Source organism: Streptomyces sp. NBC_00457, from assembly GCF_036014015.1.
In the GTDB taxonomy this organism is placed as follows: domain Bacteria; phylum Actinomycetota; class Actinomycetes; order Streptomycetales; family Streptomycetaceae; genus Streptomyces.
On sequence record NZ_CP107905.1, the window covers coordinates 7,701,410 to 7,715,246 of the forward strand.

13 protein-coding genes and 1 pseudogene are annotated in these 13,837 nt (G+C 70.3%); 7 read left to right on the plus strand and 7 right to left on the minus strand.

Features of this window, described 5'->3' with window-relative positions:
* Positions 1 to 18 precede the first annotated feature (18 nt).
* Positions 19 to 1,239 carry an MFS transporter gene (locus tag OG828_RS35175; protein ID WP_328503455.1) on the plus strand — a complete coding sequence of 407 codons (1,221 nt, stop codon included), beginning with the start codon at positions 19 to 21 and terminating at the stop codon, positions 1,237 to 1,239.
* 34 nt (positions 1,240 to 1,273) lie between these two features.
* On the opposite strand, the gene OG828_RS35180 is transcribed toward OG828_RS35175, so the two are convergent.
* From OG828_RS35180 to OG828_RS35200, 5 genes are all read right to left on the minus strand, one after another.
* Positions 1,274 to 2,872, minus strand: coding sequence for a hypothetical protein (locus OG828_RS35180; protein WP_328503456.1), 1,599 nt, complete (start codon positions 2,870 to 2,872; stop codon positions 1,274 to 1,276).
* A 598-nt stretch (positions 2,873 to 3,470) separates the two neighbouring features.
* Positions 3,471 to 5,498: an NAD(+) synthase gene (locus OG828_RS35185; protein ID WP_443062525.1), complete on the minus strand. Its 2,028-nt coding sequence runs from the start codon at positions 5,496 to 5,498 to the stop codon at positions 3,471 to 3,473.
* Positions 5,499 to 5,581: 83 nt separating this feature from the next.
* Positions 5,582 to 7,528 carry a S53 family peptidase gene (locus tag OG828_RS35190; protein WP_328503458.1) on the minus strand — a complete coding sequence of 649 codons (1,947 nt, stop codon included), beginning with the start codon at positions 7,526 to 7,528 and terminating at the stop codon, positions 5,582 to 5,584.
* Between the two features lie 163 nt (positions 7,529 to 7,691).
* Positions 7,692 to 8,318, minus strand: coding sequence for a DUF305 domain-containing protein (locus OG828_RS35195; protein ID WP_328365871.1), 627 nt, complete (start codon positions 8,316 to 8,318; stop codon positions 7,692 to 7,694).
* Positions 8,315 to 8,974: a DUF3105 domain-containing protein gene (locus OG828_RS35200; protein ID WP_328503459.1), complete on the minus strand. Its 660-nt coding sequence runs from the start codon at positions 8,972 to 8,974 to the stop codon at positions 8,315 to 8,317. The genes OG828_RS35195 and OG828_RS35200 overlap by 4 nt, the downstream gene beginning before the upstream one ends.
* Positions 8,975 to 9,087: 113 nt before the next feature.
* On the opposite strand from OG828_RS35200, the gene OG828_RS35205 reads away from it, so the two are divergent.
* Positions 9,088 to 9,237: a hypothetical protein gene (locus OG828_RS35205; protein WP_210576289.1), complete on the plus strand. Its 150-nt coding sequence runs from the start codon at positions 9,088 to 9,090 to the stop codon at positions 9,235 to 9,237.
* Between the two features lie 24 nt (positions 9,238 to 9,261).
* Positions 9,262 to 10,623, plus strand: a complete 1,362-nt coding sequence (gene glnA, locus OG828_RS35210) for a type I glutamate--ammonia ligase (RefSeq protein ID WP_210576288.1) — start codon at positions 9,262 to 9,264, stop codon at positions 10,621 to 10,623.
* A gap of 74 nt (positions 10,624 to 10,697) precedes the next feature.
* Here glnA and OG828_RS35215 read toward each other — a convergent pair.
* Positions 10,698 to 10,915: pseudogene (locus tag OG828_RS35215) on the minus strand (site-specific integrase); the annotation flags it as partial.
* A 38-nt stretch (positions 10,916 to 10,953) separates the two neighbouring features.
* Here OG828_RS35215 and OG828_RS35220 point away from each other — a divergent pair.
* The 4 genes from OG828_RS35220 to OG828_RS35235 all read left to right on the plus strand — a co-directional run bounded on the left by OG828_RS35220 (position 10,954) and on the right by OG828_RS35235 (position 13,331).
* On the plus strand, positions 10,954 to 11,283 hold the full coding sequence (locus OG828_RS35220; RefSeq protein ID WP_328503460.1) for an ATP-binding protein: 330 nt from the start codon (positions 10,954 to 10,956) through the stop codon (positions 11,281 to 11,283).
* A 386-nt stretch (positions 11,284 to 11,669) separates the two neighbouring features.
* Positions 11,670 to 12,551: a helix-turn-helix domain-containing protein gene (locus OG828_RS35225; RefSeq protein ID WP_328503461.1), complete on the plus strand. Its 882-nt coding sequence runs from the start codon at positions 11,670 to 11,672 to the stop codon at positions 12,549 to 12,551.
* A gap of 76 nt (positions 12,552 to 12,627) precedes the next feature.
* Positions 12,628 to 12,897 (plus strand): CopG family transcriptional regulator, encoded by a 270-nt coding sequence (locus OG828_RS35230; RefSeq protein ID WP_328365887.1) that lies wholly within the window; start codon positions 12,628 to 12,630, stop codon positions 12,895 to 12,897.
* Complete coding sequence (locus OG828_RS35235; protein WP_328365889.1) at positions 12,894 to 13,331, plus strand: type II toxin-antitoxin system VapC family toxin; 438 nt, start codon at positions 12,894 to 12,896, stop codon at positions 13,329 to 13,331. Before OG828_RS35230 ends, OG828_RS35235 begins: the two co-directional genes overlap by 4 nt.
* Before the next feature lie 52 nt (positions 13,332 to 13,383).
* Here the strand turns inward: OG828_RS35235 and OG828_RS35240 are convergent, their stop codons facing one another.
* Positions 13,384 to 13,836 (minus strand): VOC family protein, encoded by a 453-nt coding sequence (locus OG828_RS35240; RefSeq protein ID WP_328365891.1) that lies wholly within the window; start codon positions 13,834 to 13,836, stop codon positions 13,384 to 13,386.
* Between the last annotated feature and the right edge of the window lies 1 nt (position 13,837).

Sequence of the window (13,837 nt, forward strand, 5' to 3'; positions counted from 1 at the left end):
AAAGGCACAGGCACCCTCATGCCCCTGGCCCTGCTCGCCCTCGCCGTGGGCGCCTTCGGCATCGGCACCACCGAGTTCGTGATGATGGGCCTGCTGCCCGACGTCGCGGACGACCTGCACATCTCCCTCCCCGACGCCGGACACCTGGTCTCCGCCTACGCCCTCGGCGTCGTCATCGGCGCCCCGCTGCTCGCCGCGGTCACCGCGCGCATGCCCCGGCGCAGGGTGCTGATCGGGCTGATGGCACTGTTCGTCGCTGGCAACACGCTCTCCGCCTTCGCCCCCGACTACGACTGGCTGCTCGCCGCCCGCTTCCTCAGCGGGCTGCCGCACGGCGCCTTCTTCGGCGTCGGCGCGGTCGTGGCGACGAACATGGCCTCTCCCGAGCGCAAGGCACGCGCGGTGTCGCTGATGTTCCTCGGGCTGACCGTCGCCAACATCGCCGGCGTGCCCGTGGCCACGCTCATGGGCCAGTCCCTGGGCTGGCGTTCGACCTTCCTCGGCGTCAGCGTCATCGGCGTCCTGGCCGTCGTCGCCCTGGCACTCCTCGTCCCCCGCGACGGCACGCACGCACCCAGCGCCGGCCTGCGCGGCGAACTCGCGGCGCTGAAGTCGCTGCCCGTGTGGCTCGCCCTCGGCACGACCGTCGCGGGCTTCGGCGCGCTGTTCGCCGCGTACAGCTACATCACACCGATGCTCACCGACTCCGCCGGGTACGCCGACTCCAGCGTGACCCTGCTGCTCGCCCTGTTCGGCGTCGGCGCGACGGCCGGCAACCTGCTCGGCGGACGCCTGGCGGACCGCTCGATGCGGGCCACGCTCTTCGGCGGCCTGATCTCGCTGGCGGCGGTCCTGGCGCTGTTCCCGGTCCTCATGCGCACGGCATGGAGCGCACCTGTCGCCGTGGTCCTGCTCGGCACGGCCGCCTTCGTCACCAGCTCCCCGCTCCTGCTGATGGTCATGGAGAAGGCGTCCTCGGCCCCGTCGCTGGCGTCCTCCGCCAACCAGGCGGCGTTCAACCTCGCCAACGCCGGGGGAGCGTGGATCGGCGGCCTGGCCCTCGCCGCGGGCTTCGGCGTGACGTCTCCGGCGCTCGCGGGCGCGCTGCTTGCCGTACTGGGGCTGGGAGTCGCCGGTGTGGCGTACGGCGTGGACCGGCGGCGCGTGCCGCAACCAGCCGGGCGGGAACGGCTGGTCGCGGGGAACGTGCCGCGGCAGTCGGAGACGGTGCGGTCCTGACGGGGGCGGGCTTGGCGGTGGGCGGGCTTCGCTTTCAGTTGCCGGCGGGCTCGATGGGCTCGAGCTCCGGGAGCTCCGGCAGGGGAATGTCGGGATACCCGGGGTAGCTGCTCTCGGTCACGACGTAGGTGCAGTTGGTGTACGTGTATCCGGGATCGATGCGCATGCCGTCGGCCTGGTTCGTCACGTCCCCCGCGTCCGCGTCGGCGTACTTGACCAGGGTGTGGTAGTTGCCGGCGGGCAGGTTGAGCCAGCTGGACGGGTAGTCGATGCCGCTGTTCTTGCAGGCCACGGTCTCGGCGGTCGACTCGCTGGAGTACTTGGTGCAGCCGGCGCACGCCGGGAGGTAGACGCTGCCGGTGACGGGGCCGGTGTAGAGGAACTCGACCGCGGTCGGGGCGTCGTTGCTGATCTCCATGGGCATCCGGGAGCCGCCCGGGCTGCGGGACGGCGGCAGCGTCCGGCCCGCCTGGGGCCGTTCCTCGGCGATCTCCGCGGCGATGGCGATCTGCCGGGCACGCTTGGCGTTCTTGTTGTCCTTGTACTTGTCGGCGAAGTCGCCCAGCGTCACGGCCGCCGCACCGAACTTGTCGTCCTCGAACTCGTCCACCCCGCAGGCGTAGGCGGCGGACTCCACCGCGCCCGCGGCTTTCCTGCGCAGCCCGTCACCGGGGCTGCCGGCGGGCAGGTCGACCATGGTCCGGCTGATGGCCTGCAACTGCCCGCCGACCGGGCAGGGGTCGTCGCCCCTCAGGGCCTTGGACCGTTGCGAGATCTCCGCGCTCACGGCCGGTTCGACCTCGGCGGCCTGCGCCGAGTCGGGGAACGTACGCAGGAGGTCGGCCAGTGCGCCGCCGCTCGCATCGGCTTTGGTCACGGCGTCGGAGCCGAGGTTCGTGATGCCGCACTCGTAGAGCGAGGTGGCCAGGGGCTTCTCCGGCCAGTCGGCGAGGGAGCCGAGCCGCTTGCTGCCCATCGTGTCGGGCAGCTTCCACAGATACCGCAGCGGCTCCAGGGCCTCGCAGTACTCCTTCTCGCGGTACGGCGCGGCGACGGTGTCGTAGAACCGGTTCAGACGGTCGGGAACGCGCTGCGCCGCCCGGCTGCCGGGGTGGTCGTCGCCGAGCGCACGGTAGGCCTTGAGCGCCCGCTGGTACTCGTCCTTGCCCTCGGCGAAGCCGGCCTGCTTCGAGGCGGTGGTGACCAGCCGGTCCGTCTCGGCGAGCCGGTCGAGCAGCATCTGCTGGTACGCCTCTTCCCGCGCCGCCTCGTACCCCACCGCCCCACCAACCGGTACGACGAGCAGCACAAGCCCGAGCCCGGCGGCGACCGTCGACCGCCACGGCAACGTCAGCCGCGCACCGCGCGCCAGCCACGCCCCGTGCGCCGCGGCGAGCACCAGCACAAGCCCGTACGCCCACACCACCCCGCCCGGCAGCCCGTCGGGGTCCGCGGGCAGCGCGGCCACCAGCAGGATGCCGGTCGCGATCCAGCACAGGGCGGCCTGCGGCCAGCGCCGCAGCAGCACATACCCGAGCCCGAGCCCGCTGAGGTTGAACAACCCGGCGGCCGTGACCCGCCACGGGTCCGCGGGCACAGGGTCCTCGGGCTCTTCCGGCAGTGTGTAGGTCAACCACGAGGAGTCCGGCGGACCCTCAGGCATCGGGGGGAAGGGCGGGGGAGGGGGCGACGACGGGGGCGGAGGCGGAGACGACGACAGGGACTCGGGCGGCGTGAACTCGCTTCCGCCCGTCGGCTCTTCGGATCCACCCATACCGACCACTCCCCCAACTGCCGTACGGACAGGGCACCTTGTGCCTTCACATGTCTCCATACTGCGGCAGATTGGTGGGGACGGGTCCCGAACGTACGGAAAACGTATGGAAGAAGACGAGACGGACGACGTCGGTTAGCCACTGAGCGATACCCCAACCACCTGATCTCCGTTCGGAGAACTGCTCTTCTCCGGCCGCCTACTGTCCGAGCACGACCATTCTCCGGGCGGAGGCCGGGACCGGTCCCGGCCGAAGCCCACGATCAGTGGATGGCGTCGCTGACCCGGCGTGGGCTACGGAGCCGCTGCACCAGGTACTGACAGAACAGGCAAAACGGACCCAGCAGCAGAGCCCTCAGGGGCGCGGGGCTGTATCGATTTGCGGCTCCGCCGCGTGGGCGCGACCAGCCCCCACCGGCCGTAACACGACGACGCGCCCCGCCCTGCCGCACCGGACTTAGTCGAAGCGCGCAAGATCCCGCAGCCACACCCCCGCCGAGCTGTCGGACGGCGCACGCCAGTCGCCGCGCGGGGAGAGCGAACCGCCCGCCGAGACCTTCGGCCCGTTCGGCATGGCCGAGCGCTTGAACTGGGCGAACGCGAAGAAGCGGCGGCAGAACACCTCCAGCCAGCGCCGGATCTCCGGGAGGTCGTACGCCACCCGCTTGGCCTCGGGGAAGCCCGGCGGCCAGGCGCCGGCCTCCGGGTCGTGCCAGGCGTGCCAGGCCAGGAAGGCGATCTTCGACGGCCGGAAGCCGTACCGCAGCACATGGAAGAGCGTGAAGTCGTGCAGCGCGTACGGGCCGATCTTGGACTCCGTGGACTGCATCTCCTCGCCCGGCACCAGCTCCGGGCTGATCTCGGTGTCGAGGATCGCCGCGAGGATCTTGCCCGTCTCCGCGTCGAACTGCCCGCTGCTGATGACCCACCGGACGAGGTGCTGGATCAGCGTCTTCGGAACGCCGGAGTTGACGTTGTAGTGGCTCATCTGGTCGCCCACGCCGTACGTCGACCAGCCGAGCGCCAGCTCCGACAGGTCACCGGTGCCGAGCACGATGCCGCCGCGCTGGTTGGCGAGCCGGAACAGGTAGTCGGTGCGCAGTCCGGCCTGCACGTTCTCGAAGGTGACGTCGTACACCGGCTCGCCGGACGCGAACGGGTGGCCCATCTCCGCCAGCATCAGCCGCGCGGTCGGCGTGATGTCCAGCTCGGCCGCGGTGACACCGATGGCACGCATCAGCGCGTGGGCGTTGTCCTTGGTGTGGTCGCTGGTGGCGAAGCCGGGCAGCGTCCAGGCCAGGATGTCGCTGCGTGGGCGGCCCGCCCGGTCCATCGCACGGGCGGCGACGATCAGCGCGTGCGTGGAGTCGAGCCCGCCGGACACCCCGATGACCACCTTCGGCCCGCCGATCGCCGCCAGCCGCTGCTGGAGGCCCTCGACCTGAATGTTGTACGCCTCGTAGCAGTCCAGGGCGAGGCGGTCGGCGTCCGCCGGCACGAACGGGAAGCGCTCCAAGCGACGGCGCAGCCCCAGGTCGGTGAGCGGCGGATCGAGCGTGAACTCGACCGTCCGGAAGTCGGCGGTCCGCGCGCGGTGCGTCCGGCGGTTGTCGTCGAACGTGCCCATCCGCTGCCGCTCCTGCCGCAGCAGGTCGAGGTCCACGTCGGCGATCGCGTACTCGTCGCCGAGCGGGAACCGCTCGGTCTCGGCCAGCAGCACGCCGTTCTCGTAGACCATGGCCTGGCCGTCCCAGGACAGGTCGGTGGTCGACTCGCCGAGGCCGGCCGCCGCGTAGACGTACGAGGCGAGGCAGCGGGCGGACGCCGAGCGGCACAGCAGTTTGCGGTCCTCGGCCCGCCCGACCGTGATCGGGCTGCCGGACAGGTTGACGAGGAGGGTCGCGCCGGCGAGGGCCGCCTCGGCGCTGGGCGGCACCGGCACCCACATGTCCTCGCAGATCTCCGCGTGCAGCACGAGACCCGGGACGTCGTCCGCCGCGAACAGCAGATCCACGCCGAACGGCACGCTCTCGCCGCCGACGCGGATCGACCCGCCGCGCTCGTCGGCGCCGTCGGCGATCTGCCGGCGCTCGTAGAACTCCCGGTAGTTCGGCGGGTACGACTTGGGTACGACCCCGAGGACGCGGCCGCGGTGCACGATCACCGCGCAGTTGTAGACCCGGTTGCGACGGCGCAGCGGGGCGCCGACGACCAGGACCGGCAGCAGCCGGGCCGACCCGGCCACCACCTCCCGCAGCGCCTCCTCGACCTGGTCGAGCAGTGCGTCCTGCAGCAGCAGGTCCTCGATGGAGTAGCCGCACAGCACCATCTCCGGGAAGACGGCGACGGCGACACCCTCCTCGGCGCACCGGCGGGCGTGGCGCAGGACCGCTTCGGCGTTGGCGTGCGGGTCCGCGATGACGGTGTGGCCCGTACATGCGGCGACGCGTGCGAAGCCGTGCTGATAGATCGACCAGAAGTTCAAGTCAGGCACGGGCTCAGTGTAATCGTCAGAGCGACGCGATGGGTGGCGTGGGGTGTGGGCACCCCACGCCACCCCGTTCGCGGTCACCGTCGGCGGTACGACTCCACGTAGCCCCGCGCGGGTGTCCCCACGCCCGTCACGTCGTCGTACCCCTTGACCGCCTTCAGCGAGCTGTCGGTGCCCAGGGTGCGGACGGAGGTGGCAAGGCCGCCGCTCGCGTCGTAGCCGTTGACGAAGTCGACGCGGGCCACGGCGAGTCCGGAGCCGGTGGGGGCGTCCGTGACGTCGTGGTACGCCGTCGAGCCGTACTTGGCGTAGAGCGCCGGGTTGGCGAAGCCGATCGCCTTCCCGCCGCGTGCCTCCTGCGCCAGCGCCTGCACCGCCGCGATGACCGGCGCGGCGAGCGAGGTGCCGCCGATCCGGTACTCGCTGTACTGCTGCGAGCCGTCCGGGAAGGTCTGCGTCTGGCCGACGAGGAACCCGGTGTTCGGGTCGGCGACGGCCGCGATGTCCGGGACGACGCGGTTGCCGGAGGCGCTGTTGGCCTGCGCCAGCGAGGTCGGCACGACGCCCTTCTGGTAGGAGGGCTCGGCGACCGTCTTGCTGGTGCCGCCGCCCGCACCCGAGGTGTACGCGCCCGGGAAGTCCACCCAGCTCTTGCCGTCGTCGGACAGCAGCGCCTTCTGGGTGCCCCAGCCGGTCTCCCACAGATACGAGTCGCCCTTGCCGACCGCCAGCGACGTACCGCCGACCGCCGTCACCCAGGCCGAGTTGGCCGGGGTGTCGACCTGCTTCGTGCCGGTGTGGGCGACCTCGTCGCCGTTGTCGCCGGAGGAGAAGTAGAAGCCGATGCCCTCGGCCGCGCCGAACTGGAAGACCTGGTCGTAGGCGGCCGCGAGGTCCGGCGTCTGGTGGGCCTCGATGTCGCCCCAGGAGTTGGAGACGATGTCGGCGAGGTGGTTGTCGACGATCTTGCTGAGCGCGTCGAGCAGATCGTCGTCCATGCAGGACGCGCCGCCCACGTACGTGACGTTCGCCGATGGCGCGACCGCGTGCACGGCCTCGACGTCGAGGGTCTCCTCGCCGTACCAGCCGGCGGCGTCGCACTCGTCGGCGCCGGTGTGCGTGTACTTCTTGGGCAGCACCTGGCGCAGCTGGCCGGTCTTCCAGGCGGCGTCGCCGTGCTTCTTCGCGTAGCTCGCCGCGTCGTAGGCGATGGTCGGCGAGGCGAACGCGTCGGTGATGGCGACCCGCACCCCCTTGCCGGTGTGCGCGCCCGCACCGTACGCGGCCCGCAACTGCTTGCCGGTGTAGCCCTGGACGGCGTACGGGATCTTGGTGCCGTACGCGTCCGGCAGCGTGCTCGCGACGTTCGAGCCGTAGTACGAGGAGAACGGCCCGGCGTTCTTGAACACCGTGGAAGGACCGGGCAGTTGGTCGTCGTGGCTCGCCCGGTGCGGGGCGTTGTCCAGGCCGGTGACGGTCAGGACGGCGCCGTTCAGGCTGTCGGGCGCGGACGCGGTCCTGGCGGGCGCGCGGTAGGTCTTCGTGCCCTTGGCGTAGGTGCGCAGCTGGGTGCCGAACGCCTTCTCGGCGGCGGCCACGTCACCGGTCACGGAGACGTAGTGCTGCGCGACACCGGTGACCTTCAGACCCGCGGACGTCAGCCACGCCTTCACGGCGGCGATCTGGGCCGGCGTCGCACCGAAGCGGCTCTGCGCCTGGTCGGCGCTCAGATACTTGCCGTACGAGGCCGAATGCGGGTCGGACACGGCCTTGGCGTACGCGGCGAGACCGGTGGCGTCCCGGCCGGCGAGGTAGACCCGGGCGGTGACCGCGGAGCTGTCCGGCGCGGCCCCCTTGTCGGCCTTGGTCGTGGCCCACGCGGGCTTGGTGCCCGCGAGCAGGTCCCGGCCCGGGTTGTCCGCGGCGTGCGCGGCGGGTATGCCGAAGGCCAGCGCCCCGGCGAGCATCGGCAGCGTCGCCGCGATGCCCGCCACGGCACGTGCCCTGGCGCGGTTGGATCTCATGGAGCCCCCTGGATGCGGTTCGTCGCGAGTGATCACTCGACGGTGGCAACTCTCGCGACGAACCGTTCACGCCAGGGGAATCAGGGGGGAATGGCTCAGCCAAGAAGCACCCAAGGAACCGTATGCACAAGGGATTTGAGGCATACGTCCCCCTCGGCGGAGCTCAACGCGCCCGCGCACCCCGCTTCTTGAGCAGATCCGCCATGAGCTGGATCTCCGACTCCTGCGCCTCGACCATGCCCTGCGCGAGGTCCTTCTCCACGCCGACCGAGCAGCGCTGCACACACCCCTCGGCCATGTGGACACCGCCCTTGTGATGGTCCGTCATCAGCTGCAGAAAGAAGATCTCGGCCTGCTTGCCGTCGAGCTTCCCCAGCTTCTCCATCTCGGTGTTGGTCGCCATGCCGGGCATCAGCGCGCCGTCCTTGCCGGAGGCCATGCCGCCCATGTCCATCCAGGTCATCGGCCCGTCCGACGACACCTTCGGCAGCCCCCACAGGGTCAGCCAGCCCAGCAGCATGCCGCGCTGGTTGGCCTGCGTCTGCGCTATGTCGTACGCCAGCCGCCGCACCTCCGTGTCGTCGGTGCGGTCGCGCACGATGTACGACATCTCCACGGCCTGCTGATGATGTACGGCCATGTCGCGCGCGAAACCGGCGTCCGCGGAGTCGGCGGCGGGCGGCTCGACCCCGGAGTTGCCGTCCCCGGCGACCGAGTAGGTGATCGCGCCGGCCGCGACGAGCGCGGCCGCCGCGGCCCCCGCGATCCAGCCGGCCTGCGCCCGTTTCACTTCGACAGCCCACCCGTGCAGGCGGCGCCCGGCTCGGGCGTCTGGTCGCCCTGGACGTACTTCTCGAAGAACTTGGCGACATTGGGGTCGTCCGCGCTCGTCACCGTGCGCTGGGCACCCCATGCCGAGAGCATGATCGGGTCCTTCTGCTTCTCGTCCGGGCTCATCAGCGTGTACGGCGTCTGCTTCACCTCCGCCGCCAGCGCGTCCACGTCCTTCTTGGCCGCCTTGCTGGTGTACGTCACCCAGACCGCGCCGTGCTCCAGGGAGTGCACGGCGTTCACGTTGTTGAGTTCCTCGGTGTAGACGTCCCCGTTGCAGTTCATCCACGCCTGGTGGTGGTCGCCGCCGACCGGGGGCTCCATCGGGTACTTCACGTCCTTGGTGACGTGGGTCCGGCTCAGCTTCCCGTCCCAGGTGTTCACGCCGTCCTTGCCCGCGACGAACTTCCCGGTGCTGGAGTCGCTCGCCGCGGAATCGTCGTCGGACTGCGACTGCACGAGCACGACACCGCCGACCGCGAGAGCGGCGACGACCACCACGCTGGCCGTGATCGTGAGGATGCGGTTGCGGCGCTCGCGGGCACGCTCGGCGCGCCGCATCTCCTCTATTCGCGCCTTGCGCTCTGCGGAGCTGCTCTTCTTGGCGGAGCCCATGGAGTGTGTCCTTCTAGGCAAGGGAACGGTCGGGTCAGCTGATCGTAATGGGGAAGGGGTGACCTCTCGAAGAGAGGTCACAGGAATTACGGATGTCGGCGGCAGGGGGCACTATGGGCACTGAGCAGTACACCTGCCGTATCGGAGGCGTTCACGCCGAGGTCGGCCGGGCGATCAGGGTCCGCAACGCGCACGAAATGGTGTTGTGGTGTGATGCTCAGGTGCCCGACCGCCTCGCACAGTTCCTGGGGCAGGCGGCCTGACCAGCAAGGATGGGGAAGCGGAAGATGGACAAGCAGCAGGAGTTCGTGCTCCGGACGTTGGAGGAGCGCGACATCCGGTTCGTACGCTTGTGGTTCACCGACGTGCTCGGCTTCCTCAAGTCCGTGGCCGTCGCCCCGGCCGAGCTCGAGCAGGCGTTCGACGAGGGCATCGGTTTCGACGGCTCCGCGATCGAGGGCTTCGCCCGGGTGTACGAGTCCGACATGATCGCCAAGCCGGACCCGTCGACCTTCCAGGTCCTGCCGTGGCGTGCCGAGGCCCCCGGCACCGCCCGCATGTTCTGCGACATCCTCATGCCGGACGGCTCCCCGTCCTTCGCCGACCCGCGCTATGTCCTCAAGCGCGCGCTGTCCAAGACCTCCGACCTGGGCTTCACCTTCTACACCCACCCGGAGATCGAGTTCTTCCTGCTCAAGGACCGCCCGCTGGACGGCTCCCGCCCCACGCCCGCCGACAACTCGGGCTACTTCGACCACACCCCCACCCACGTCGGCCAGGACTTCCGCCGCCAGGCGATCACGATGCTGGAGTCGATGGGCATCTCGGTCGAGTTCTCCCACCACGAGGGCGCGCCGGGCCAGCAGGAGATCGACCTCCGCTACGCCGATGCCCTCTCCACGGCGGACAACATCATGACGTTCCGCCTGGTCATGAAGCAGGTGGCGCTGGAGCAGGGGGTCCACGCGAGCTTCATGCCGAAGCCGTTCTCCGAGCACCCCGGCAGCGGTATGCACACGCACCTGTCCCTCTTCGAGGGCGACCGCAACGCGTTCTACGAGTCGGGCTCCGAGTACCAGCTCTCCAAGGTCGGCCGCTCCTTCATCGCGGGTCTGCTGCGGCACGCCGCGGAGATCTCCGCGGTCACCAACCAGTGGGTCAACTCCTACAAGCGCATCTGGGGCGGCTCCGAGCGCACGGCCGGCGCGGGCGGCGAGGCCCCCTCGTACATCTGCTGGGGCCACAACAACCGCTCGGCCCTCGTCCGCGTCCCGATGTACAAGCCCGGCAAGACCGGCTCCGCGCGCGTCGAGGTCCGCTCCCTGGACTCCGGCGCGAACCCCTACCTCGCCTACGCCGTCCTCCTCGCCGCCGGCCTCAAGGGCATCGAGGAGGGCTACGAGCTCCCGCCGGGCGCCGAGGACGACGTCTGGGCCCTCTCCGACGCCGAGCGCCGCGCGATGGGCATCGAGCCCCTGCCGCAGAACCTCGGCGAGTCGCTCTCCCTGATGGAGCGGAGCGACCTGGTCGCCGAGACCCTGGGCGAGCACGTCTTCGACTTCTTCCTGCGCAACAAGCGCCAGGAGTGGGAGGAGTACCGCTCCGAGGTGACGGCGTTCGAGCTGCGGAAGAGCCTGCCGGTTCTGTAGCGCAGGTCAAAGCGGGTTTCTCGCTGATTCAGCTCATAGGGCCGACGGTCGCTGACCGTCGGCCCTATGGCGCCTTAATGGCCCTGGGCCGTTTCTGGGCCGTCCGCCTCAGATCGGTGCCCTCGTACAGGCCGTCCACGGCCTTCCGGGCCCGTGCGTCGCTACTCGGCATGAGGTGCGTATAGACCCGGAGCGTGAACCTTGGATCGTAGTGTCCGAGGTAGTGACTCAGTGCCTTGATGGTCTCTCCGGCGTCCAGCAGGACCGAGGCGTAGAAGTGCCTGAGAGCGTGCCACGCGCAGAGGCGCCCGACTCGCCCGGCTGCTCACCGTGCAGCAACTTGCCGACTGGGAAAGGCCGTCCGACGCCGCCGCGCAGATCGTCGCCGAGCTCGCCGCGAACGCCGTCCTCCACGACCGTGTCTCCGGCCGGGACTTCCGCCTGACGCTCACACTCTCCGTCACGGGCACCCTCCGGATCGCCGTAACCGACATCCGGGGCGACCGCCTCGCGTACGCGACCCAGCGTGACGCCTTGGACGCCGAGTCGGGCCGCGGACTCCTCCTCATGGAGGCGTACTCCGACCGCTGGGGTACCGACTACGGCCCGACCCCCTGCAAGACGATCTGGGCCGAACTCGACCTGGAACGCTCCTCCTGAGGCCGCGCCTCACCGGGTCGTGACGGGCGGCGGCCCGGCAGTCCTCGCCGCCAAAAGAAGAAAGAACCAGGGGAAAGAACCGACCAAACCCGCCCCCAACCCCCGCCCGTTCACCCGTGCGAGTGATCAGCGCCAACTCGGCTGGCGATCAAGGAATTTGGTGAGGCAGGGTCGGCCGAGACGCAGCACGTCACCACTGCGGCACAACACCGATACATGCGACGGCCCCCGCCGGGACGGCAATCCCAGTGCGAGGGCCTGACCACCGAGGAAGTAGGAGCTTCCCGATGGCTGAGCAGCACTTTAGCGCGCCCCGACGCGCGAAGTCCGCCCGTTCTCACCGCTTTCACCGTCCCCTCCACCGCTCCCGGAACGGAGTTGGTCACGTGGCCGAGCGCCACCCCGAACAGTTCACCGTGGTCGGAAACCATCTCGCCCAGCACCCCGAAATGTCCCTGACCGCCATCGGTCTCGCGACCCACATCCAGTCGCTGCCCGAAGGCACGCCGGTCGGCATCAAGGCACTCGCGGCGAAGTTCCCCGAAGGAGAGACCAAGATTGCCGCAGCCTTGCGCGAGCTGGAGGCGCACGGCTACCTGGCCCGTATCAAGGAACGCACCTCCACCGGCCGGATCGTGACCCGCACGATCTCCTACAACCAGCCCCACCTGAATCCCGCCTTCAGGGGCACGACCCCCACCCCGGCACCCCTGCGCCCCGAAGCGGCGCCCGAGCTCGAGGAGCCCGAACCAGCCGGTTCCGTAGCCGAGACAACGGCCGCGGCCAAGCCGAAGCCCCACGCCGCCGAGGCCGTAGAGGGACCTCCGCGCACCGCGACTGTCCCGGAACCCCACCGCGCTCCGCTTCCGACACCGCGAATCCCCGCCCACGCCTCGCCGTACGAGCACACAGCCACCACCCTGCTGGCAGCTCTCCGCTCCGACGACCCCCGCCTCCTCCTCTCGGCACGCGACATCCACCGCCTCACGCCGGCCGTCTGCGCCTGGCTGGAACGCGGCATCGACCCCGTCGCCGTACAGCGCGCCCTGACCGCACGCCTGCCCGGGGACCTGACGAGCCCCGCCGGAATCCTGGCCCACCGCCTCACCGAACTGCTCCCGTCGCCACTTCCCGCCGCACTCGCCGCGCCGAACCCGACCCCGCGCCCGGCACCGTTCCAAACCTGCGACGGCTGCGAACGCGCCTTCCGCGCCACGGAGCCGGGCCTCTGCCGAGACTGCGCCCCGCTTGCCATTGCCGCCGCGTAGCGCCGTACGACACCCACGCCCCACCACGCCGCACCAGCCCCGCGCCCGGGTGGTACACATCCTGTACTTTGGAGATATGGCCCTGAAGCGAACCAACGTCTACGCCGACGACAGCGACCTCGCCCTCATCAAGGACGCCGCCGCCCGCTTGGGCGTCTCCGAGGCCGAGATAATTCGCGAGGGCATCCACCGCATCGCCTTGGCGCACCGCGTCTGGGATGAGCCGTTCGTCTCTGATGAGGAGACCTTCGACCTGGGTGGGCCGGTCACCGGTGACGACATCCGAGCGGCGGTGACCGAGGGCTACGAGGCTCGGGAACGCCGGAACGGGGGGCACGCGGCTTGATCGCCGTCGCCGACACCTCCGGAATCCTCACGCTCTTCAACCGTTCCGACCCGGACCACGAGGCGGCCAGGAAAGCGGCGGACCAGTGCGGCTTCCTCGTCGCCACCCCGCTGGCCCTGACCGAGGTGCACCAGGTCGCCACCAGCCGCGCCGGGCGAGCCGCGGCTGATGGCATCCTCCGATCGCTCACCGCACGCGTGCGGCAGATGCGGCTGGTCCTGGCGCCGGCCACCCCGGAGATCCTCGACGCCGCCCTGTCCGTCCGGGCGCGCTACGCGGCGCTCGACCTCGACCTGGTGGACGCGGTGAACGTGGCGCTCGCCGCCGAGTACGGCACGGACGTGATCCTCACGCGGGATCTCCGCGACTTCCGGGCCGTACGACCGATGGGCGGCAGGCACACCCACTTCCGGATCCTCCCGGACGATCTCTGACCCACGCGGCGGAGCCGCACATGTCAGAGCCCCGCGCCCCTGAAGGGGCGCGTTACTGCTGGCCCTTCTTCGCCTGTTCCGTCAGCACCTGGTGCAGCGGCTCCGTCGCCCTCACCCGGTACTCCTGGATCGACCACCCATTCCCGTCCGGGTCCGTGAAGTACATGAACGTCGCGCCGTCGTCGGGGGAGTACTGGGTCGGCTCGGTGACGTCGAGGCCGCGTTCGAGGAGCTCGGCGTGGGCGGCCTTGATGTCGGCGACGCACAGTTGGAGGCCCTGGTAGGAGCCGGGTTCGGGCTTGGTCTCGCCCTTGGTCATGTCCCAGATGCTGTCGCCGAGGGCCACAGAACAGCCCGAGCCCGGCGGGGTCAGCTGGACGATGCGCATGCCCGGCATGACCTCCTGGTCGATGTCGACGTGGAAGCCGACCTTGTCGCGGTAGAAGTCGCGGGCTCGGTCGATGTCGCTCACGGGCAGCGGGATCACTTCGAGCGTGTACTGCATC